We start from the raw sequence: 22149 nt of genomic DNA on the forward strand, positions 1-22149 counted from the left end.
ATTGGTTATCAAATGGGGACGGAAACTTAAAAACAAAGGAAATGCTATTATCACAATTTAAATGCGAAACAGCTTAGTAAGGATAAGATATATTAGTGCGTCCATTGCTTGCTGATTGCCCCTGCCAATTTGTCCTAAACTTTGAGCCATATCCCAAAAAGGAGCATCATTGGTACTGTTAAGCATCAGGTTAATTAAAGCAGGGATGGTTCGGCTGCGATCGCTCTCTTGGAATGCAGCCCTCGCTAATTCTGAACTTGGGCAACTTTCCCCAACCCACATCTGCATCTTTAAATTGAAATAACCATATCCCCATCTAATCAATTGCGATAGGATTGCATCAGCACAGCTACATTCCTTAAACTCAGCAATACCTATAGCTGCTAAACAATACGCTCGGTATTCATAAAAACCTTTGCGATCAGAAATACAATCCGGACATCCATCTTGAAATTCAATCAAAGCCTTAATAAACGCTTCCTTATTCTCTGTTCGTACATCCTCCCGCCCCAGCCACAATAAAATAACCTCTTTCCACGGGCGCTCAAAAATTCGGTAATTTGCTTTAGAGTCTTTGGGGTTGTCAGGAATGTGATTCAGGAAAAAGTTCCAATCATCAATTGTACACGCGGCGAAATATTCCTGAAACGTGGGATGCCAGAAAGCATAAACTGGTTCTTCAGGTTCATCTGCATGCATTCCCACTTGATTCAGCCAACCCAAATCCAGAGCCAATTGCAGCAGAGAATCTTTATCCTTTGGCTTGCCCAAAAGCTGACAGACAAACTTATGTCGCAAGCGAAACCGAGTAGGCTCTTTATCGATCGCTTCTCTAGCCAACTCTCCCAGCTTAGCATTCAGCCTCTCTAGATTGTTAGAGTCCCGGCGGAAAAACTCTGCTTTCCAGTCAAAGATTTTATCGACAAATTTTTGATATAATTTCGCTTTTGTATCAGGCAAATCGCCATCTCGCCCTTGCCAAATTGCACACAACAGCGTCAACCTTAAAGGATTTCTGGCTAAATCCTTAATCCGTTCCTTTCCTGGTTGATGAATTGCTTGCCACAAGCGATCGCCCAATGCGTTATCTTTACTAAACCACTTCTCGATAAACTGCTGTACCTGGGGGTAGGTGAACGGTTGAGTAATATAAAATTCAAAGCCATCCAAAATGCGGGGGTTAGCCTGCCAAACATTCAGCCGACAACTTGTTACTATCCGCACATGAGTCAGTAAACCCCTTGCAGATAAGGTTTCCTGCATCTCTGCTGCCATTTCATCTAGCCCATCTAACAGCAACCACACCTGCCCCTGTTCCAACTGACTTCTCCAAGCTGTCTGCCAGTTTTCAGCGACAGTTCCCTTTGCGTCTCGCAGCCAATCATTAAATATGTAATCAATTAGATTCGTCGCTAAACGTCCTAGAGAAACCCAAATCACCAAATCATCTGTATTATCTAACAGCCAGAAAGCGATTTTCTGTAAAAGCGTGGTTTTGCCTCCTCCTGGTTCACCAATGATGGCAATTCGATCGTTTTTCTTAGTGCTGAGGACTGTTGTGAGAAATTGGTTGTATTCAAATCTTTCGGTTTTGCTGTACCCCGTTGACTCATACAACAGCGAACCCTGTTCGGGTGATGAGTCGCCTCCAACCTTTTGGATTTGCTCCTGCTGCACTAAGGTCAAATCTACATATATATTTTCATCAATCAGATCGCGCTTCATTTGAGGAGGAATTAGCTTATTGCTGCTTAGCCGCTTCTGTTCTAGCAGCATCCGGCGACAAACCTCCTGCCACTTGTCGGGAGTGTGCTGAAATGCCAAACCTTCAGTCTGATTATTCGCAGCAAGGTTAGAGGTTGCAGGTAGCCCAGGCAGCTTTCCTGTTTCCTGATATTGAGCATATCCAGTTTTCAGCCACTCTCGCAGTAGCTCGAATTTACCCTTTTTATCAGAATAAAGCTTGGGGCAACTTTGAGAAAACTTGCCATAGACTAATCCTAATTGTCTTCCCAGCGTCGCGACGCTGACGTTCAGATCGTTTGCTAACTTTGCGTTTGATAGATTTGACTTTAAATTTCGCTCAGCGAACTTAGTCATGAAAGCCTGTCTCTCGTCCTCATCGAAGACACTGTGAGTTTCAGCAACTTTTTCCAGAAAGTCATCCCAGGACATCAGCTATCTCTCCCGTCTTATTCATTAAATTATAGTCTTTATTGTCAAATAGCGGATTCAATCTGAAGGTTGATAGCATCTTGATAGTATCTTGATAGCATCTTGTGGGTTCCTGTTTGGATGGGCATTGTGTAATGGGTTTAGGGATAAATCAACAACCCAAACACAGAGGATTAACTTATGAAAAACAGCAATACTTCAAGCGAAAGCAGAGAACGGCAACCTGTAGGCGTGCAGCTTTGTCTTCCTTGGGGCGAGGAAGAAATTTACTATGATTCTCCCCCATCGCGAACTAAGATCCGCAGTCAACGCAGAAGCGAAGTTAAAAAACAAGACTCCCAGAAAGTTGTCATTGTTCTGAAAAAAAAGTCTCACTAACCATCGCATCTTGTAGAGACGCGATCGTGTCTCTACAAATGCAATTTGGGAATTTTCACATAACAATCGGTGCGACAGGTTGAAACCTGTCGCTACACAATTAAAGTCCGCGCAACGCCAGACTTGTGCAATTTAACCCGCCTGCGCGGGTTTTGCCTTTGTAAGGGCGATTTCAATGGCTGCATCTGCGATCGCTGCGACTTCAATCCTTACTCGCCAATTGCAAAAAGCCCGATCGCCCCTACAATAATCCTTAGTATCAACCAGTAACAATGCTTCAAATCCGCCGCCGTCCCCCCAGCACATCCGTCTCCGTACTCTACCTCAGCTACCAAATCGCCGTACCCGACGCCGAACCCCGGCACATCCTCGAAGAAATCGTCTGGCAAAAAGAAGCTGAAGTGGCCCAAAAGCGCGATCGCACCCCGTTATCCGAACTTCACAAAAAACTCCCCTTCGCACCGCCTACTCGCGACTTTCTTGCCGCCCTTAAAAACGGCAAAACCACACCCGCTATCATCGCGGAAGTTAAAAAAGCTTCCCCCAGCAAAGGCGTAATTCGCGAAGATTTCGACCCGGTGGCGATCGCCATAGCTTACCAACAAAACGGCGCTAGCTGCATCTCCGTACTCACCGATGAAAAGTTCTTTCAAGGCAGCTTTGAAAATCTAGCTAAAATCCGTACCGCCGTCGATTTACCCTTACTTTGCAAAGAGTTTATTATCTATCCCTACCAAATCTATCTCGCCCGCATTCACGGCGCTGATGCTGTTTTGTTAATCGCCGCCATTTTATCTGACAAAGACTTACAATACTTTGTTAAAATTGTCAAGACTTTGGGCATGACAGCTTTAATAGAAGTTCACACTCTCGAAGAACTCGATCGAGTATTAACCCTAGAAGGCGTCAACCTGATCGGCATCAACAACCGCAACCTAGCAGACTTTTCCGTCAGCCTAGAAACTACCGGTCAACTATTAGCCTCGCGCCAAACCGAAATCCAAGCAAAAGGCATCCTCACCGTCAGCGAGTCAGGCATCCACACTCCCGACGACCTCGCTCAAGTTGCCACCGCCGGCGCCGCAGCCGTCCTCATCGGCGAATCTCTGGTCAAGCAGCCCGATCCGGGTGCGGCTTTAGCCTCCCTTGCCGATCGCCCTCCCAGCCTGTGAAAGGCGAGACCGCTTGACAAACCACCCTTAATTCTGATAGAAAATGATTAAGTAGGTAAATAATGAGAATTTCTAGCCTGCATCGACTCAAGCGCTTGACTGTAAAAAAAATAGCACTCCAAGCTATATTGCAGAGAAACATTTTGCCAGAAAGCAATTAAATCTATTCTGTAAGCCTGTCGATCGCAAGATTTAGCGTGTCCAACGCACCCAGCCCCGAATATTGGATCGGCAAAGCAGGGGTTTTTGTACGGTGAGAAAACAAATAAAAAATCGGGCATCTAATGTTCACCTGTGATGCCTCATGCAATTGCAATGGGGTGTCGGTTCGCTGAGGTATGTTAGCTTTCATGGAGCCAATCCCCCTTCCTTCGTACATTCATTATGAATTGCTACTTCAATTGTTAGAACGCAAAACAATGTTTGCTGTCAGTCCCCAATCGCCGCAGCAGCAACAAGTTCACCAACTTATTATTACCCTGCGCAAAGCCCTTGCCATTCAAAAGCAATTAGAACAAAGCTGCGAGCGATCGAACTTAGCGGTAGAACACCGCTGGTCTCTAAATGAAATTAACCACAAGGGAGTTAAAAGTTAAAAAACTTAGAGTAGCGACGCGACGTATCGTATTTGATTTATTCTATATAACTCCCACAGGAATAGTTAGGACAATATCATGGACAACAAATTAATGCTGATGATTCCCGGCCCGACGCCGGTGCCGGAAGCGGCATTGTTAGCGATGGCAAAACACCCGATGGGCCACCGCAGCAAGGAATTTGACGGGATTTTTGCAGAATGTACCGAAAACCTCAAATGGCTGCACCAAACTAAAAGTGACGTACTGAGTTTAACCGTTTCCGGTACCGGCGCGATGGAAGCTGGGATAATTAATTTCTTGAGTGCGGGCGATCGAGTTTTAGTCGGATGCAACGGTAAATTTGGCGAACGCTGGGCTGAAGTCGCCGAAGCTTACGGTTTAAACGCCGAAATTATTAAAGCTGAGTGGGGCCAACCTTTAGACCCCGAACACTTCCGCGAAAAACTCGAAGCAGATACAGAGAAGCAAATCAAAGCTGTTATCATCACCCACTCGGAAACCTCCACCGGCGTACTCAACGACCTCGAAACCATCAACCGCCACGTTAAAGCCCACGGTGAAGCTTTAATTATGGTCGATGCTGTCACTAGCTTAGGCGCTGTCAATATTCCGATGGACGCTTGGGGCATCGATGTCATTGCTTCGGGTTCTCAGAAAGCTTACATGATTCCTCCTGGTTTGGGTTTTGTGGCCGTCAGTCCCAAAGCTTGGGAAGCTTACAAAACTGCGAAACTGCCCCGCTATTATTTGGATTTGGGCAAATATAGCAAAGACGCTGCCAAAAATACCACTCCTTTTACTCCCCCTGTCAATATGTTTTTTGCCCTGCAAGCATCGCTGCAGATGATGAAAACAGAAGGGTTGGAAAATGTTTTCGCGCGGCACAAACGCTTAATGACAACTACTCGCGCTGCTGTAAAAGCTTTAGGTTTGCCGTTGTTTGCCACTGATGATGCCGCCAGCCCTGCGATTACTTCGGTTATGCCGCCAGCATCCGTAGATGCTCAAAAAGTGCGGACTTTGATGAGAAAGAGATTTGACATTGCTCTCGCCGACGGACAAGACCATTTGAAAGGTAAAATCTTCCGAATCGGCCATTTGGGCTTTGTGTGCGATCGCGATATTCTAGCAGCAATTTCCTCTTTAGAAGTCGTGTTGCGAGAATTGGGTCATGAAGGCTACACTCCTGGTGCCGGCGTTGCCGCTGCTGCCAAATTCTTGGCTGAATCCTAATCTCAGTTGTTAAAGGATTTTGGATTTTGGATTTTCTCTAAAATCTAAAATCCTTTTAATATGCTTCGGATAACCAATCAAAGATTTTATCCAACTGTTCGAGAGTGACTAAACCGTATTGCCACAGAACCATCGGCAAGGAATTCGGGTCTTTATCGCGCTGGCGCTGTTTGTCACCGCCACGTTCGGCGACAGCAATTGACGCGGGAGAAATTGCCAAATCTTCTTGTAAAAATCGAATTAATCGAGTGTATGTAGCGGATGCCATCTGATTTCACCTCTAAGTATAGGACACCATTTTCTAATGGGAACCTGATGTTTTGTGATTAGTAATAAGCCAGTTTTAAATCTGTCTTGTAACCGTCGATAACTGTTTTAACAGTATTGGCAGTTGAAACTGCCAAATGTAATGCTGAGTGCGACTATAAAGCCAACCTTTTCCAAAAAGCTAAAGGTTTTGCACTTTTGCTGCTGCCAGCCCGATCGAATCTAAACTCAATACCTCGGAATCTTTGCAGCGCGAATCGGAATAAATTCTGCTACCTAAAACTAATAAACCAGGTTCAGAGTTTAACTTCATCTGCCCAAATGCAGAATCCGCAAATCTACTTCCGAAACATTGGTTAGATATTTCGATCCAATTCCAACCTGCTACCAGAAGTTAACTTTGCCAAATAACTTGGCTTGTAGCATTTTACTTCCGATAGGTTTAGTAGATTTAGCTCGAACTTCAGAAGTCCCAGAGAATTTCTTTTCGTGCTGCTACCTCTTGAGGCTGAGTATCGTCTCTCAGGATTGGTAACGAGTCGCTGACTCGTCTCATACCTGCGACCAAAAATCTACAGCTTCCGCAAACAAGCTCAACTCCAGACTGGCTGAGATCGACATCGTAGCAAATCTGTTGGTGTTTGTACTGAATTTTACATTAATATTTTAACAGATTTAATCAATTTTTGTAAAGTTTCTAAATTTTATCCGGTATTCCGAAGGCAGGCGGATCTCTGGGGGATGGAAACCGGGGGATTGTGTTTGTGTGCAGGTTTTACTAGAACAACAGTTTGGACATTTTTTGATTGCCAACGGGAGAATAAGGGTTTCAGACTACAACCTCAAAACTTAGTTCGCTGAGGCAGGTTGACCTCAGAAACCGGGTTTCTAGGAAATTTTGGGTTGAGTAACGAGAAATATCGCAAGAAACCAGGTTTCTAGCCCCTATACAATCGCCAACTGAAACAGTCCGTAGTTTTACTGGAAAAACTCGATTTCAATACGATCGCCCACTGTGACACCGAGTTCAGCAGCTCGCCCGCCCCGGAGTTCAATAACTCGATCGACAACAGTGTTGGGCCCGTAGGTAGGACAAGGATCGGCAGTACAAGGAGGTGCAGAAACTTCGATCGCCTCAACCACCCCATTCCGCAGAAAAATCATATCCAGAGAAATCTTGCAATTTTTCATCCAAAAATTGACCTGCCGCGCCGATTTAAACTCAAACAGCATTCCTCTGTCATCCGGCAAAGAAGTTCTGTACATTAAACCCATAGCCTGTTGTTCCACTGTTTTCGCCACTTCGAGTTCAATCCTCTTCGAGGACTCCGCTAACGGGCGATCGGCTATCCGAGCTCTAGCAGAAACAGGCAGCACTTGACCCGATGTTGTCGCCGTCGGAGACTGCGACGCCAAAATACCAGTAGCACCAGTATTCGCAACAGGTAAAGTCGGCGAACATCCCAGCAAAAATAGAATTACCGCAATACTCAGCAAATTACCTAAATAATTCATAATGATTTTAGATTTTAGATTGGGCATAGGGCATGGGGCATAGGGCATGGGGCATGGGCATTGTTGACTAATGACTAATGACTAATGACCACTGACTAATGACCACTGACTAATGACTAATGACTAATGACTAATGACTTCTTCAAGATTCGCGCATCACGTAGCCAACACCGCGCACCGTCTGAATCAAGCGCTTTTCGCCTTCATCTTCGATCTTGAGGCGCAGATAGCGGATGTAAACCTCAATCACATTCGACTCGCCCAAAAAGTCGTAACCCCAAACATTTTCCAGAATTTGTTCCCGAGTCAAAACCTCGCGGGGATGTTCCATCAAATACTTTAGCAGCTCAAATTCCTTCATCGTCAGGTCGATCGCCCGTCCATTGCGCAGGGCCCGCCTAGAGGCCAAATCCAAAACTAAATCGCCAAACCTCAATTGTTCGTTGCTGGTGTTATCCGGCTGCAAATACAAGCGCACCAACTGCAAAAACTCCTCAGTGCGGTAAGGTTTAAGAAAATAATCATCCGCCCCAGCTTCCAGACAAGCTACGCGATCGTCAACTGTATCGCGACCGACCAATAGCAGTACCGGCACCCGATTGCCAATACTTCTGAGGTAAGAACACAGTGACAGCCCCGACTCAGGGCCAAGTATCCGATCGATTACAATCAAAGCTGGCTGCAATTCACTGGCTAAATGTTGGCCCGTGGCGGTATTAGAAGCCACTACCGGTTCGTAGCCGGAGGATTTTAAGTCGAGACTCAAGTGTCCGGCGAGAACTTCGTCTGTTTCAACTAGCAGGACACAGGGATTGCGATCGAGAGTAATTGCAGCCATTGAATTGACCGGTGGAGACCATAACTGTTCTAGCACGTTTGATGGCCGTTGGTTGTTAACTGTTGGTTGTTGGCTGTTGAGTGTTGGCTGTTAGCTGTTGTTTGTTGGCTGTTGACTGTTGTTATTGGTTGTTATTAGACTTCTCCTAAAAAGCAGATTTTGAACAGGCATCCTGCCTGTTCCACGATAATTATGGGAGATGTCTATTCGTTATGGGTTATTTGCGAGTTGCTACCCATTACCAATTCCCAATTCTATAATGCCCCATGCCCCATGCCCCATGCCCCATGCCCAATTCCCAATTTAAATTATGACCATCATCGTATTCGGCAGTATCAACATCGACCTAGCAGCAAAAACTCCCCGGTTGCCGCAGCCAGGGGAAACTATCATCGGTAGCAATTTTCTCACAGCCGGCGGTGGCAAAGGAGCAAATCAAGCCGTCGCCGCCGCCCGTCTCGGCACTTCCACCCACATCATCGGTCGCGTCGGCAACGATAAATTTGCTGAAGAATTATTGAGAAACTTACAATCTTATGGGGTAAATACAGACAATGTATTAACAGACCCAAACACTCATTCAGGAGTGGCAATTATCGCCGTAGACGAGACAGGTCAAAATAATATTATTGTGATTCCGGGCGCGAATAACAATGTCGGTGAAGCAGATCTAGAACGTCTCAAAAAACTGTTAACAGCAGCTACATCTGTGCTATTACAGTTAGAAATTCCCCTGGAAGTTGTCCAAAAAGCTGCGAAAGCTGCTCGTGAAGCGGGGGTGCGAGTTATTCTCGATCCAGCACCGGCTAGGGCGGATTTGCCGATCGAACTTTATCCGCTAATTGACATTATCACGCCGAATGAAGTGGAAGCCAGCCAGTTAGCCGGTTTTCGGGTGAATGACACGGAAACAGCGATTGTAGCTGCCAAACACTTGCAGGAGCGCGGTGTCAAGAATGTTATTGTCAAATTGGGCGATCGGGGGGCTGTTGCTGTTACGGCGGATGAAACGTTTTTTGTACCGGCTTTTGCTGTGGAGGCGATCGACACTGTGGCTGCTGGCGATGCTTTTAACGGCGGGTTAGCCTCTGCATTAGATGTCGGTCTGTCCTTGTCAGAGGCGGTGCGGTGGGGCGCAGCAGCGGGCGCTCTGTGCACAACTAAAGTGGGTGCTCAAGTTGCTATGTGCGATCGGGCAACTTTTGATAAATTTTTGCAGAATTTAATTTGAATTTGTCAGGTGCGTGTTAGTTGAATTTGTCAGGTGCGGAAGGCGCACCCTACTTTGACTTGTAAAGCGCGCATTAGTTGAATTGGTAATTTGTCAGGTGCGGAAGGCGCACCCTACTTTAACTATTTTTAGTTAATCGTCGTCTTTGAATTCTTTGGCTAGGCGATCGAGTCGGTCGTTATTTTCTTTCGCAAACATGACCAGCAAGCTAACAATATTTGTTGTTAAGCCGCTTGTCGCGGTAATTGTTCCTTCTGGAACTTTGCCAAAAAACAACAATCCGATGCATAAAATATTGACAAAATTGCTGGTAATGATGAATCCAAGAGTTGCGTTAGAAATCCAACGCCCTTGACGCCGACCGTCTTGAATAATCTTGCGATCGAGCTTGGCAGAATCATCGGAGGATGGTGCTTGCTTGGGATGTAATTTATTGTCCGACATAGGTGTAAATTCAACGCTACTATTTTATTAAAAATCAAGCAAAGTTGAGTTCAGAGTCGAGTGAGGTTGACTTGTTGGTTGACTTGTAGTTGAGATTAAATCTATAATTCGGATGAGTAATTTTCTCTAGAGGCATCATGGGGCGATCGCTCAGAGTTTCTCCAGGGTGTATCGAACAAGTCAAATCGGCTTTAGGACGCAAGGGCTTTCCGAGTCAGAGGGCTTTGGCTGAAGAATTAGGAATTTCCCTATCCACCGTCAAGAGCTTTCTGGCGGGTAAACCTGTTGATTATATAAATTTTGAGGAAATTAGCGAGAGATTGGGGTATGAGTGGAGAAATATCGTACATATAGACGAAACTATCCCTAAGCCTCTCTTGGAGGAAACCTCAGCTTTCATCACTGGAACTCCCATCACCCATCCGCGCTACTTTTTTGGGCGACAGAAGGAACTAAAACGCCTATTCGACTTACTGAAACGCCGTCCCCTGCAAAATGCTGCGATTATCGGCAAGAGGCGCAGTGGCAAGACTTCTTTGCTGTACTACTTGAAAAATATTACCACCACCCCAACAGAACAGTTGCGCCCCGGTCAAAAATCTGAGTGGTTGCCCTCTCCAGAAAACTATCGTTGGATTTTCGTAGATTTTCAAGATTCGCGACGGCAAAATCGGGAAGGGCTGCTGCGCTACATTTTAGAATCCCTAAAAATGTCAGTTCCCAGCCCTTGCGACTTAGATAGATTTATGGATGTGGTTAGCAGTAATTTACGTCAGCCTACAGTCATCTTATTAGATGAAATTGGTGTAGGTTTACAGCGCTGTCCCGAATTAGATGATGGGTTTTGGGAGAGTTTGCGCTCTTTGGCAACAAACCAAACCAATGGGAATTTAGGCTTTGTCTTGGCAACTCCTGAATCGCCGATCGAGTTAGCGCGTAGCACCGGACATAGTTCGCCTTTTTTCAATATCTTTGGATATACCACAACTCTGGGTGCTTTGACTGAAGCTGAAGCACGGGAGTTGATAGCCAGTTCGCCCATTCCTTTTCCGGCTGAGGATGTCGAGTGGATTTTGAATCAAAGTAAATGCTGGCCTCTGCTGCTGCAAATCCTTTGTCGAGAACGATTATTTAGTCTGGAAGATGGGGAAATGGGGGATGATTGGCGTGAAGAAGGGTTAAAACAGATGCAGCCCTTCACTCATTTATTTGAGCAATTTTTCTAGCGCTCGTTATATTTATGAAACTACTCAAAATTAAGTACGTAAACCAATTTGATCGCAAGCCCTCGCATTTATCTGTGGGTTCAATCTAAAATCGAAAATCGAAAATCAAAAATCGGATGACCTCGCCAAATGTGCCGCGCAACGCTTACACCAATGCACCTGAACAGCATCCCAACCTGATTTTGGGTAGCCTGCAACTGCTGTTCTGGCTTTTCTTTCGTCCCTCGGCTTGGCAAAATCATCTCAAGCGTATTGACCCTGGTTTAGACACCCCATCTAAGATCAAAAGAGGTTTAAGATGGCAAAACCCAGCTTTGTGGAAGCTACTAATACAAGCATTCCTGGTTTTGCCTGTCCTAGCTAATTCAATTGTTGTTGCCTTAGTGCTTTGGCTACTAGGTGCGCCAGTAGAAAAGATTGTGTCGGGCGTGGCGTCGGGCGTGGCGTCGGGCGTGGCGTTAGGCGTGGCGTTGGGCGTGGCGTTGGGCGTGGCGTGGGGCGTGGCGTTGGGCGTGGCGTGGGGCGTGGCGTCGGGCGTGGCGTCGGGCGTGGCGTTGGGCGTGGCGTCGGGCGTGCCGTCGGGGGTGCCGTCGGGCGTGGCGTCGGGCGTGGTGTTGGGCGTGGCGTTGGGCGTGCCGTGCGGCGTGGCGTGGGGCGTGGGGTTGGGCGTGCCGTCGGGCGTGCCGTCCATCGTGCCGTCGAGCCTGGCGTTGGGCGTGGCGTCGGGCGTGGCGTTCGGCATGGCGTTCCGTGTGGCGTTGGGCGAGACGTCGGTCGTGGCGTCGGTCGTGGCGTCGGGCGTCGGAATAACTATCAACTTATGGCTGCCAGTGGTACTGTATCCTTCTCTCACGGGATGGAATATTCTGCTTTACCAACTAGACAAACGACGCACAGCTACTAAACCCAGTTTCTTACGTTGGCATTCAGCTTTTTGGGATGAGTGGCAGCGCCTTCCCCTACAAGGCTTAGACAAGCACGTTCTTTTAGTAATGGAGCGTAACCCAGAAGAGGGCAAAGCTGCACTCAACTATTTAAACACAAGCCGTCAGGGTTGGGCAGCACAAGCTGTACAAATTGAACTTGATGCACGGGGCTTAGAACGTTGTGAAGATGTAGCTGCTATCGCTAACGCCTACCGCAATCTAGCCCTTGGAGAACTGAATAGTCCAGTTAGTTCCCTCCTAAGTAGCTTTAGTCGCATCAGCGAGGATGTAGCAGCAGCCCTCAACCAAAATAGTGCTTACAACAAGCGTTTAGCCCTCAGTGCTGTAGCAGAAAGATTAAATGGTTTAATTCGAGAATTGACCCGCAGTGGTGACAAATATGCAGTACGTTTTCGCCCTATTGCAAATAGTTGGTATGAAATTGTCACCAACTATGTGCAAGAACAGGCGAAAGCAGTTGAACTACGACAAGAAATCGACAACCCTTATATCATTGGCGTACCCCTGACAGAACAACAGGAAATCTTCACCGGACGTGCTGACATTGGTACGCGCATCGAGCAATTACTGCTAGACCGCCGCCGCCCTCCCTTGCTACTCTACGGACAGCGGCGCATGGGCAAAACATCCCTCCTCAACAACCTGGGACGCTTGCTACCGAGCACTATTATTCCCATGTTTGTAGACTTGCAAGGGCCGGTTTCATCAGCGAGTGATTATGCTGGTTTTCTCTACAATATCGCCCGCAGTATGGCAAACTCAGCCCAGCGCCAAAGTGCGTTAACTCTCCCATCTCTTAAGCGCGAAACACTGCAAGATGACCCTTTCACCCGCTTTGATGAATGGCTGGACGAAGTAGAACAAGCGCTACAACCAAATATTGCCCTGCTTGCCTTGGATGAATTCGAGGCGCTAGATAATGCCATCACAAAAGGACGCTTTGATCAGGAGGATGTTCTGGAAATGTTGCGTCACCTGATTCAACATCGTCCCCGCTTCAAAGTGCTGCTAGCTGGTTCCCATACAATAGAAGAATTTCAGCGTTGGGCTAGCTATTTAATCAATGTCCAAGTCGTTCATATCAGCTACCTGAAACAACCCGAAGCGCGTCAACTAATTGAGCAACCCGTCAAAGATTTTACCCTGCGTTACGAACCCAATGCGGTTGAGCGAGTCTTGCAACTCACCCGCTGTCACCCTTTCCTAATCCAACTCCTCTGCGCTGAAATTATCGCACTAAAAAACGAGCAAGATCCATCTATCCGCCGACTGGCAACTTTAGCCGATGTAGAAGCAGCAATACCAGAAGCTTTAAGTGTTGGCAGTTTCTTTTTTGCCGATATTCAAAGCAATCAAGCAGATGCAGCAGGATTAGCTATTTTGCAGTTTTTGGCAGCACAAGGAGAAGGGGCAATAGTCAGCCGATTAACTATTTTGCAACAATTTCCCGATAAATCCGATGCTATCAATTTACTTCTGCAACGCGAATTGATTGAGGAAGTTAGTGAAGGCTACCGTTTCCAAGTAGAATTAATTCGCCGCTGGTTTGCATCATCTATGTCTGTCCAGTAGTCTACGGCGAGAGTAAGAAGATATTGCCTGTAGGGACACAACACTGTTCATTTGTGTCAACTTAACGTTAAACCGATAGTCCGACAGGGGTTGAAACCCCTGCCTCAAAGCTAAAGTCCTCTCAAGAGGACTGATAAGAAAAACTTTTAAACTCATGAGTCCTCTTCAGAGGACTTTAGCTATTAGACAGCGAATTCATTCCCTGGCGGACTACTTTAGCTTTAACCATTCGGCCGCTGAATAATTGTTTCAACTACCCGCCGCTTGACTTTTGGATCGATACCAATCAGCCGCACGTATTCGCCGCCGTGTTCCGCCAAACAAGTTTCTAAAGATGCAACCACATCTTTTTCCTGTGCAGTTTGAATTGTCGCGCAACTTTGCCAAGAACCAGTCTTAAATCGGCGATTATCTGCATATTCCATGCCAATTTTGCAGCCTCTTGCTAACAACTGCTTTACTTGTTCCAATACCTCGGAACTCAGCCGCGCCGCATGACCGTTACCACCTTCAGAACTTGGCTCATCGTAAGCCTTATAATATTTGGATGACGGGTCGTTTAATTGACTTTGCGTTGGCGCAGCAGCAGGGGCATTGGGGGTTCCTTTAACGTTAAACAGCCGCGATTGGTTGTATTCATCTACTAAGCGCATTTCCTTAATCCGCTTTTGTTGGCCCACCATCAAACTGCCCATTTCTATTAAATGAGCGAGACTAAAATTCGGGTTGTGGAAATCTGGCGCTGCTTCCAAAGTGTTTACCAAACGCTTGGAAACTCGCTCGATTCCTACTTTGTGAATGAATTCGCGGATTTGTTCGTCATAAATGCGCGATCGCAAAGCACTAAAAAAGTCGATCGCCTGATCGGCAAAATTATCCACTAACGCCACAATATCGGTTTTTGACAATTTGTCCGACTCAAAAATTCCCCCAACAATGCCAATTTTATCATCCCGGCTGGGTTCCCAATAAAACTTCTCCATCCGCCCGTCGCGAATCAGCGGCGCGTAAAGCGTAGAAAAATCATTTCCAGTGACAATAATCGGCACTCGGTGCAGCGGCGTGCTGTCATAACTTCCCGGTAACTGCACGTTAGTTGGATTATCAGCAATATTCATCAGAGTGGCATTGACCATCTGAGTATTGACAGTATATTGAGTAGTAGTATCGAACCTGCCAGCACCAGCATCCAAATCGTTAATAAAGATGGCGCACATCTCGCCGCGCACGCGAATTTGCTCCGCCGCTTCCCGGTAGCGCAAGCGAATTAAACGCGACGGATCTCCCGCATCCGGACTTTCTAATTCCCCACCAGATATCATCACCGGTTCAAAGCCCATCCGCCGAAAAACCAGTTCGGTTTGAAAAGTTTTGCCTTCTCCTTTACGGCCGTGAATTCCCAAAATTAGGGGAACTCTTACCCCGGGCAAATTTAAAAAGTTCTTAGTGACGTGCACCGCAACTTTATCGAGAAAGTTAGGAGAAATGTAATAACTCATCAGTAGATTTGTGAGGGATTAATTGTTGTTACTGTTATGATTTTATGACAAAACTAACAGCCTGCACCGCTAACCTGGATTTTTACCGTACAATCGAGGTCTGCATATTATGTGTTAAGGAGCGATTCGTGAGTCCAGAAACCTTACTAAAAGAACCAACCGTGCAAGCCGAAGCCAGTCCCTTCAGTTCTGAGAGCTTCGACAGCTATGTAATGACAACTTACGGGCGTTTTGCGATCGCCCTAGAACGGGGCCTAGGCTGCCGCGTTTGGGATACCGAGGGCCGCGAATATCTCGATTTTGTGGCGGGTATTGCTACCTGCACTCTGGGACACGCCCACCCGGCAATGATTGCAGCGGTAACTCAGCAAATTCAGACCCTGCACCACGTTTCTAACCTTTATTACATCCCCGTACAGGGCGAGCTGGCGAAGTGGCTTGTAGACCATTCTTGCGCTGACAGAGCCTTCTTTTGCAACTCCGGCGCGGAAGCTAATGAAGCGGCAATTAAACTCGCCCGCAAATACGCCCACGAAAAATTAAATATCTCGAATCCGACGATCGTTACCGCCGTTGCGAGTTTCCACGGGCGGACTTTAGCGACAATTACCGCAACGGGACAACCTAAATACCAGAAGGGTTTTAGTCCTTTGGTTCCCGGATTTCACTACGTGCCGTACAACGATATTAGTGCGATCGAAAGTGCGATCGAAGAACTCGACAAAGACGAACGCCAAGTAGCAGCAATTATGCTGGAAGCGCTGCAAGGCGAAGGCGGAGTTCGCCCCGGAGATATCGCTTACTTCCAGCGAATTCGGGAAATTTGCGACGAAAAAGGCATTTTGCTCATTCTCGACGAAGTGCAAGTCGGGATGGGACGCACCGGCAAATACTGGGGCTACGAAAACCTCGGCATTGAACCGGATATCTTTACATCTGCGAAAGGGTTGGGCGGCGGTATCCCGATCGGCGCTATGCTGTGCAAATCTTCCTGCGATGTATTTGAACCGGGAAGTCACGCCAGCACTTTCGGCGGCAATCCTTTTGCTTGCGCTGTAGCTTTGTGCGTTTGCCAAACTTTGGAACGGGAAAACCTTCTAGAAAACGTGCAGCAGCGCGGGGAACAGTTGAAATCAGGCCTTAACAAGTTGGCGGCCGAATATCCCCATTTAATTGCCGAAGTGCGCGGCTGGGGTTTGATTGTCGGGATGGAATTGCAAGCTGACATCGAACTGACATCGGGCGATATCGTCAAATCTGCGATCGCCGCAGGAGTTCTGTTGGTTCCTGCAGGGCCGAAAGTGCTGAGGTTTGTCCCGCCGCTGATTGTCACTGCCGCTGAAGTCGATCGAGCTCTGCAGGCAGTGGAATCAGCGCTGCGCTCTCAAGCGGTACAGTAAATCTAGTTAATTGATTTTTGTTAGCTGTAGCGCTGAATCTCGCACAATATCCTAGATAACTCACTTAGTCCAGGACACACTCTTCCTCAAAAACCGGGTTTCTTTCGAGATTTCTCGTTACTAAACCCCATAGTTTCCCAGAAACCGGGTTTCTTAGCCTAAGTCCGATCGGGGTAAAAGTAAACCCGTCCCGCTGCAAATCTGTCGGGGCGGGTTTGTCAAATTTAGAACTGTCTGTGATATCAATTCCGGTTGCACTCCTGATGACTGTTGACTGTTTACTGTTTGGACATTTGGACATTGGAACAATATTGATGCAACCGGAAACGATATGAAAACCGCCCCCACAGACTGACGGCGCTTTTTACCGGGATTTTACTCAAGAGCAGCGCGCAACATAATACTATTAGCGATTCTAGGTGCTATTTGCGCTATCCGCGTGTGTATTGGGACTTGTGAATCCTGGTTTAACTATTTTGCGCGCTTCCCACTATCACCGTACTCCGTTTAGTGGGAAGGGCGGGTGACGACCATTGCATCTTTGAGCAATTATTGGGACAGCTTTCAAGAGAGGAAAAATGCAATCGCCGTCACCCATTTTTTCCGTAATGCTTTGCTCATCAACTGTATATTGTGAGAGAATAGAAGAACCAAGGAGGTGATGTTGATTGCTACACAAGGCTATCCAAGTTCGTTTGTATCCTACCCAAAATCAACAAATACAAGTAGTTCCCACTTTGGCTTGTGCGCGTTGGTGGTGGAATTATGGTCTAAATAAATCAATTGAAGTTTATAAGACAACTCGTAAAAGACTTGGCTGCTCCAGGCTCAACACACTTTTTCTTGCTCTCAAAAAATCAGATGGCAGTGCATGGTTAGATGAGTGTTACAGCCAACTTTTGTCAGCTAATGCGCTTACATTAACCACTGCCTACAATTTTTTTATACATTGGCTGGGCTTACTAAATTCAATTGTCAGGATGAAAAACTGTCATTTAAGTATCGTCAAGCCTCCTATTTTGGAGAGGAAAATGTCAAAGTTTTCGGCAAGGGGGGAATACCAAAACCAAAAATATATAGATTAATTGAGGGAAAAATCCAGAATCTAATTATTAGTAAAAATTGTTCAGGGAAATATCTGGCATCTATACAGAGTGAAATTGAGGGTGAGAACCAGACAACAAAAGAAGGTAGGATTTATGGCATTGATTTAGGATTGAAACACTTTGGTATTGTCAACGAGGGCAAAAAAGTATCTAAATATGACAATGCCAAGCGTTTGGCCCAGCACAAGAAGAACTTGAAGCGCCAGCAGCAAAAGTTAAGGCGCCAGCAGACAAGAAGTAATTCTAGGTACAAATATAGAAAAGTTGTTGCCAAGGTATACGAACGGGTTGAGAGTTCGCGGCAAGATTTTATAGATAAACTTAGTTATAAGTTGGTCAGCGATAGCCTCGCAGTCATAGTAGAAAACCTTAATGTCTTGGGCATGGTTGGCAATCCCAATTTGGCGAAACCAATATCAGATGAGGGTTTGGGAACTTTTACCAACTTCTTAGCCTACAAGTTGGAACGCAAAGGCGGGAACTTAGTTGAGATTGATAGATGGTTTCCCAGTTCTAAACTATATTCTAATTGTTTCCATCAAATGACCGAGATGCCATTAGATGCGAGGGAATGGACTTGTCCTAACTGTGCGACCGATCGCGATCGGGAGGCGAACGCAGCGATAAGTATGATAGCAGAAGGTATCACTATACTAAAGGCGGAAGGTGCAGCCGTCTCTGCTTTAGAAGGCGAGGTAAGACCAAAGCTGGGACGAAAGTCTAAGCTGAGGCACTCGCCTATGAGTACAGAAGCCCCTACTATATTCGGTATTCCGATTTAGCGGTGGGTAGTTCACTTGGTTGCACGGAAGCAGCGCTCCTATGGTTAATAGTTTGGCGGAATGCACGATGGACGAACAGCGTCGCAAAACAGATGTTAATATGCTCCAAGCGCTGCTGGAAAATCCTGGGGACTCAGGAATAGATTTGATTTTGAGGACGAACCCAAAGTCGATCGACTTTGGGTTCGTGCAAACGCTTTATTTGGAAGAAGTGGCACTGACGCGAGAAAGCTTGCTGAAAGCTGCAAAATTTTTCCAAAGGGCGATCGCACCCTTAGAATCTGCAAAAGGGAATTATAAATTGCCCGCAACCGGGGCAGCATATCTGACTTTTTTAGCAGAAGTATTGCAGGCAGTCGCGCGCGGCGCTGATTCGCAGCACCTGTACTCGCTGCTGAGAAACAATTTAGACAAACTCGACCAGAATTTCGCACAACTGCTGCGCCACTGGGCCACTTTGGTGCTCCCTGCTGCCAAAGAATCCGAGACTAGGCGCATTGCAGCGTTAATCGGCAATCTGAGCAACAAAATTGGGCGGTTTCCCCTCGGCAGCAAGGCTCATAACTTGGAAATCGAAATTGCCGGTTACGAAACAGTTGCTAAGGTGTTTACCCGCAAAGACTTTCCCCAAGAATGGGCGGTGATGCAAAACAATCTGGGCAACGCTTACAGCGATCGTCCCAAGGGTGATAAGGCTCAAAATATCGAACAGGCGATCGCTTGCTTTGAAAATGCCCTACAAGTGCGCACTCCCGAACAGTACCCGGAACAGTGGGCGACGCTGCAAAACAATCTGGGCAACGCTTACAGCGAGCGCCTCAGGGGAGATCCGGCAGAAAATCTAGAACAGGCGATCGCCTGCTATCAAAACGCGCTGCGAGTTCGCACCCGCGAAAGTTTCGGGGAAGAGTGGGCGAGCACTCAAAACAATCTCGGCCGCGCTTACAGCCGCCGCCTGCGGGGCAGCAAAGCCCAAAATCTGGAACTGGCTGTCGCTTGCTACCACAATGCTTTGCAAGTCTACAACCGCAAGCTGTTTCCCCGGCGCTGGGCGACGACTCAAAATAATTTGGCAAATGCTTACTGCGAATTCCTGCGGGGCAACCGAGCCGAAAATCTCGAATACGCGGTTACCTGCTATCAGAGAGCTTTGCAAGTGCGGACTCGGGAAGCTTTTCCGCTGCAGTGGGCGACGACTCAAAAAAATTTGGGCCGGGTGTTTATCGATCGCATCAAAGGCGATCCGGTGGAAAATTTGGAAATGGCGCTCGCCTGCTATCAAAATGCTTTACAAGTCTACACCCGCATCAAATTTCCCGAAGCCTGGGCTTCGATCCAAACTTACCTCGGTAGGATCTACAGTCGGCGGGTGAAAGGGGAAAAAGCCGAAAATATGGAAATGGCGATCGCCTGCTATCAAAATGCTTTACTGTTTTGCAACCGCCAAAAATCTCCCGAACGCTGGGCAATGCTGTGTGCCTACCTCGGCCGCGCTTTCTGCGAACACGTGAAGGGGGAAAAAAACCGCAACCTCAAAAGCGCGATCGCCTGCTATCAAAATGCGGGCGAAGTCTACACCAGGCAGGCCTATCCCAACCGCTGGGCAATGCTGCAAATTTATCTCGGCAGGGCTTATTCACAACTGATGGAGGCGGAAAACTTGTCCTACATGGAAAGCGCGAGCGGCTGCTATCAAAACGCCACGCAAGTCTACACTCGCGAAAGCTATCCCCACCGCTGGGCTGAAATTTTATTTTATTTGGGTCAAGCTTACCGAGTTCGAGGCGACTTGCTTGGCGCCTACGGGGTTTTTACTGCTGCTGTCGATACTGTTGAATTCTTGCGTTGCGAAGTTGGGGTTGATACAGTCGATTTTGGCGATCGGACGAGTACCGCAAAAGTCAAATTAACCCGCACTTGGGCTGGACTCTATAAATGCCTGGTGCAAGTTTGCCTGGAGCTCGGCGCCACCCAACCTGAATATTACGCTAAGGCTCTGGAATACGCCGAACGCCACAAAAATCGGAATTTGGTAGAACTGCTGGTTAAATGCCACCTGACTCCGAAAGCCGAAATTCCCGCAGCGGTGCGAAGCGAGTTGGAGTCGCTGCAACTGGAAATAGCGGGGGAACAGCGGCATCAAGAACAGGGAGAACCCGAGCGGAACACTACCTTGATTTCTGAGGGCGATAGCCAAGGTTTGAACAGCGGTTCTCTGCTGCCGAACTCGGACTTCATGCACTTAAATCAATTGTGGAAGCAGTTTGATAGGTTGATTGCGCGGGAGGTGCAGGCAAACGACCCTTTCTTCAGCCTAGCTCGCAAAGTTGAGCCGATCGCTTTCGAGCAAATTCGCCAATTGTTGCCTGATGCCAATTGCGCTGCTGTGGTGTGGGCGAGTTTAGGGGAGTTACTGGTTGCTTTTGTAGTGGTCAAGAATGCACAATATCCGGCCGTTCACCTCTGTTCGCCACAAAATGCTTTGGCTGCCGAAAGTTGGGCCCAGGATTACCTCAGCGCTTATTCCGAACAAAAAGGTCGCTGGATCAATCATCTCCCGGCTCGCCTCAAACGCTTGGCCTCGCTGCTGGAAATCGATCGAGTGGTGGCGCTGATTCCGGAGAATTGCGATCGGCTGATTTTTGTGCCGCACCGATTTTTGCACGCTTTGCCGCTCCACGCTTTGCCTCAGGGGGTGAGAGACGGGTTTGAGGACGCTGGGGGAATTTTTAGGTCTGGGTTGAGCGATCGCAGCGGTTTAGATCTGGAGACTCACAGCGTTTCGGATTTTTCTCAAAGTTCGGCTTTTGGCGAGGTTCCAGCGCCTGCTGCTTATTTGATCGATCGATTTGCTGGAGGAATTCGCTATGCTCCTAGCTGTCAGCTATTGCTGTTGAGACAAAGTGCGCGCGAAGCAGCTATTGGTCGGTACAGACCCCGTTTGCAGCACCTTTTGGCAGTTCCAACTTTCACCAGAGATGCGTTCTACAGCAACATTGAAATCGGCAATATTTCCCAGTATTTTTCTAGTGCAGAAGTTGTGCGCCAGAAGCCCGCAATTAAAGAGGCTTTTTCCCTAGGAATGTCTGCTAATAATGAGAATTTCTCCCAGCCAATAGGGCAGTTGCAGCAGAAAAAATGTGCTCATTTTGCTTGTTTGAGTTTGCTTAATTTGGCTTTGCCGCTGAAATCTGGCGTGTTTTTTAGGAATGAGTCTCTGAGTTTGGAGGAAATTTTTAATCTGGATTTTCGGCAATATTTTTTAGTTACTTTATCGGGTTGCGAAATTGCGGCCGGCGGAGTTAGCGGTGCAGGAGGAGATTTTGTCGGTTTGTCGGCGGGCTTGTTGTATGCTGGCACGTCTAGTGTGGTCAGCAGTCTTTGGAAGGTGAACGATGTTTCTACGCTGCTGCTGACGAGCAAGTTTTATGAAAATCTTGCACGGTTTCCTAGGTTGCAGGTGGGAGATGTGGCGATTGCGCTGGCGGACGCTCAAAGGTGGCTGCGGGATTTGACTGGCGAGCAATTGGAGGTGTTGCTGGCAGATTTTCAACCTCAAATTTCGCAAATGTTCGATCGGCTTTCTCAAAGTTCTCGCCTGATTGCGGAGGCTTCTTTGCAGCAAATTCGCAACCGCAAACCCTATCCTTTTGCTAATCCTTATTATTGGGCGGCTTTTACTGCGGCTGGGGTTTAGTTATCAGTTATTAGTCATTAGTCATTTAAAAACCCGACACTAACAACTTATTTAAAGTTGTCAGTGTC

At 47.2% G+C, this 22149-nt stretch carries 18 protein-coding genes; 11 read left to right on the plus strand and 7 right to left on the minus strand.

Annotated elements, in window-relative coordinates:
- Positions 1-57: 57 nt before the first annotated feature.
- Positions 58-2175, minus strand: coding sequence for an NACHT domain-containing protein (locus tag QUA78_RS19915; RefSeq protein ID WP_333306861.1), 2118 nt, complete (start codon positions 2173-2175; stop codon positions 58-60).
- Between the two features lie 180 nt (positions 2176-2355).
- Here QUA78_RS19915 and QUA78_RS19920 point away from each other — a divergent pair, with 180 nt between their 5' ends.
- The 4 genes from QUA78_RS19920 (at position 2356) to QUA78_RS19935 (ending at position 5557) form a co-directional block, all read left to right on the plus strand.
- The gene (locus QUA78_RS19920) at positions 2356-2553 is read left to right on the plus strand and encodes a hypothetical protein (protein WP_333306859.1); all 198 of its coding nucleotides are present in this window, start codon (positions 2356-2358) and stop codon (positions 2551-2553) included.
- 272 nt (positions 2554-2825) lie between these two features.
- The gene (trpC, locus tag QUA78_RS19925; RefSeq protein WP_333306856.1) at positions 2826-3725 is read left to right on the plus strand and encodes an indole-3-glycerol phosphate synthase TrpC; all 900 of its coding nucleotides are present in this window, start codon (positions 2826-2828) and stop codon (positions 3723-3725) included.
- A gap of 350 nt (positions 3726-4075) precedes the next feature.
- Positions 4076-4321, plus strand: coding sequence for a DUF5340 domain-containing protein (locus QUA78_RS19930; RefSeq protein ID WP_041623669.1), 246 nt, complete (start codon positions 4076-4078; stop codon positions 4319-4321).
- 78 nt (positions 4322-4399) lie between these two features.
- Positions 4400-5557: an alanine--glyoxylate aminotransferase family protein gene (locus QUA78_RS19935; protein WP_333398982.1), complete on the plus strand. Its 1158-nt coding sequence runs from the start codon at positions 4400-4402 to the stop codon at positions 5555-5557.
- A gap of 55 nt (positions 5558-5612) precedes the next feature.
- On the opposite strand, the gene QUA78_RS19940 is transcribed toward QUA78_RS19935, so the two are convergent.
- The 4 genes from QUA78_RS19940 to nblR all read right to left on the minus strand — a co-directional run bounded on the left by QUA78_RS19940 (position 5613) and on the right by nblR (position 8177).
- Positions 5613-5825, minus strand: a complete 213-nt coding sequence (locus QUA78_RS19940) for a DUF2949 domain-containing protein (RefSeq protein WP_172189436.1) — start codon at positions 5823-5825, stop codon at positions 5613-5615.
- A gap of 180 nt (positions 5826-6005) precedes the next feature.
- A complete protein-coding gene (locus QUA78_RS19945) occupies positions 6006-6137 on the minus strand; it encodes a hypothetical protein (RefSeq protein WP_333304442.1) in 132 nt (43 codons plus the stop codon).
- 665 nt (positions 6138-6802) lie between these two features.
- A complete protein-coding gene (locus QUA78_RS19950; RefSeq protein WP_333304443.1) occupies positions 6803-7339 on the minus strand; it encodes a DUF192 domain-containing protein in 537 nt (178 codons plus the stop codon).
- Positions 7340-7481: 142 nt separating this feature from the next.
- The gene (gene nblR / locus QUA78_RS19955; protein ID WP_333304444.1) at positions 7482-8177 is read right to left on the minus strand and encodes a response regulator transcription factor NblR; all 696 of its coding nucleotides are present in this window, start codon (positions 8175-8177) and stop codon (positions 7482-7484) included.
- Positions 8178-8487: 310 nt separating this feature from the next.
- Between nblR and rbsK the strand changes: the two genes are divergently transcribed.
- Entirely contained in the window at positions 8488-9408 is a 921-nt protein-coding gene (rbsK, locus tag QUA78_RS19960; protein ID WP_333304445.1) for a ribokinase, read from the plus strand.
- A gap of 132 nt (positions 9409-9540) precedes the next feature.
- On the opposite strand, the gene QUA78_RS19965 is transcribed toward rbsK, so the two are convergent.
- Positions 9541-9852, minus strand: coding sequence for a TRADD-N-associated membrane domain-containing protein (locus QUA78_RS19965; protein ID WP_333304446.1), 312 nt, complete (start codon positions 9850-9852; stop codon positions 9541-9543).
- Between the two features lie 137 nt (positions 9853-9989).
- On the opposite strand from QUA78_RS19965, the gene QUA78_RS19970 reads away from it, so the two are divergent.
- Together QUA78_RS19970 and QUA78_RS19975 are read left to right on the plus strand one after the other, a co-directional pair.
- Positions 9990-11078, plus strand: coding sequence for an ATP-binding protein (locus tag QUA78_RS19970; RefSeq protein WP_333304447.1), 1089 nt, complete (start codon positions 9990-9992; stop codon positions 11076-11078).
- Between the two features lie 116 nt (positions 11079-11194).
- Complete coding sequence (locus QUA78_RS19975) at positions 11195-13597, plus strand: AAA family ATPase (RefSeq protein WP_333304448.1); 2403 nt, start codon at positions 11195-11197, stop codon at positions 13595-13597.
- A gap of 221 nt (positions 13598-13818) precedes the next feature.
- On the opposite strand, the gene QUA78_RS19980 is transcribed toward QUA78_RS19975, so the two are convergent.
- Positions 13819-15096, minus strand: coding sequence for a ribulose bisphosphate carboxylase small subunit (locus QUA78_RS19980; protein ID WP_333304449.1), 1278 nt, complete (start codon positions 15094-15096; stop codon positions 13819-13821).
- A 128-nt stretch (positions 15097-15224) separates the two neighbouring features.
- Between QUA78_RS19980 and QUA78_RS19985 the strand changes: the two genes are divergently transcribed.
- The 4 genes from QUA78_RS19985 to QUA78_RS20000 all read left to right on the plus strand — a co-directional run bounded on the left by QUA78_RS19985 (position 15225) and on the right by QUA78_RS20000 (position 22081).
- The gene (locus QUA78_RS19985; protein ID WP_333304450.1) at positions 15225-16496 is read left to right on the plus strand and encodes an aspartate aminotransferase family protein; all 1272 of its coding nucleotides are present in this window, start codon (positions 15225-15227) and stop codon (positions 16494-16496) included.
- A gap of 668 nt (positions 16497-17164) precedes the next feature.
- Entirely contained in the window at positions 17165-17581 is a 417-nt protein-coding gene (locus QUA78_RS19990) for a helix-turn-helix domain-containing protein (RefSeq protein WP_333304451.1), read from the plus strand.
- Positions 17485-18384 carry an RNA-guided endonuclease TnpB family protein gene (locus QUA78_RS19995; RefSeq protein WP_333304453.1) on the plus strand — a complete coding sequence of 300 codons (900 nt, stop codon included), beginning with the start codon at positions 17485-17487 and terminating at the stop codon, positions 18382-18384. Before QUA78_RS19990 ends, QUA78_RS19995 begins: the two co-directional genes overlap by 97 nt.
- A 40-nt stretch (positions 18385-18424) precedes the next feature.
- A complete protein-coding gene (locus QUA78_RS20000; protein WP_333304452.1) occupies positions 18425-22081 on the plus strand; it encodes a CHAT domain-containing tetratricopeptide repeat protein in 3657 nt (1218 codons plus the stop codon).
- The last annotated feature ends 68 nt before the right edge of the window (positions 22082-22149 follow it).

The organism is Microcoleus sp. K4-B3 (genome assembly GCF_036704615.1).
Lineage (GTDB): Bacteria > Cyanobacteriota > Cyanobacteriia > Cyanobacteriales > Microcoleaceae > Microcoleus.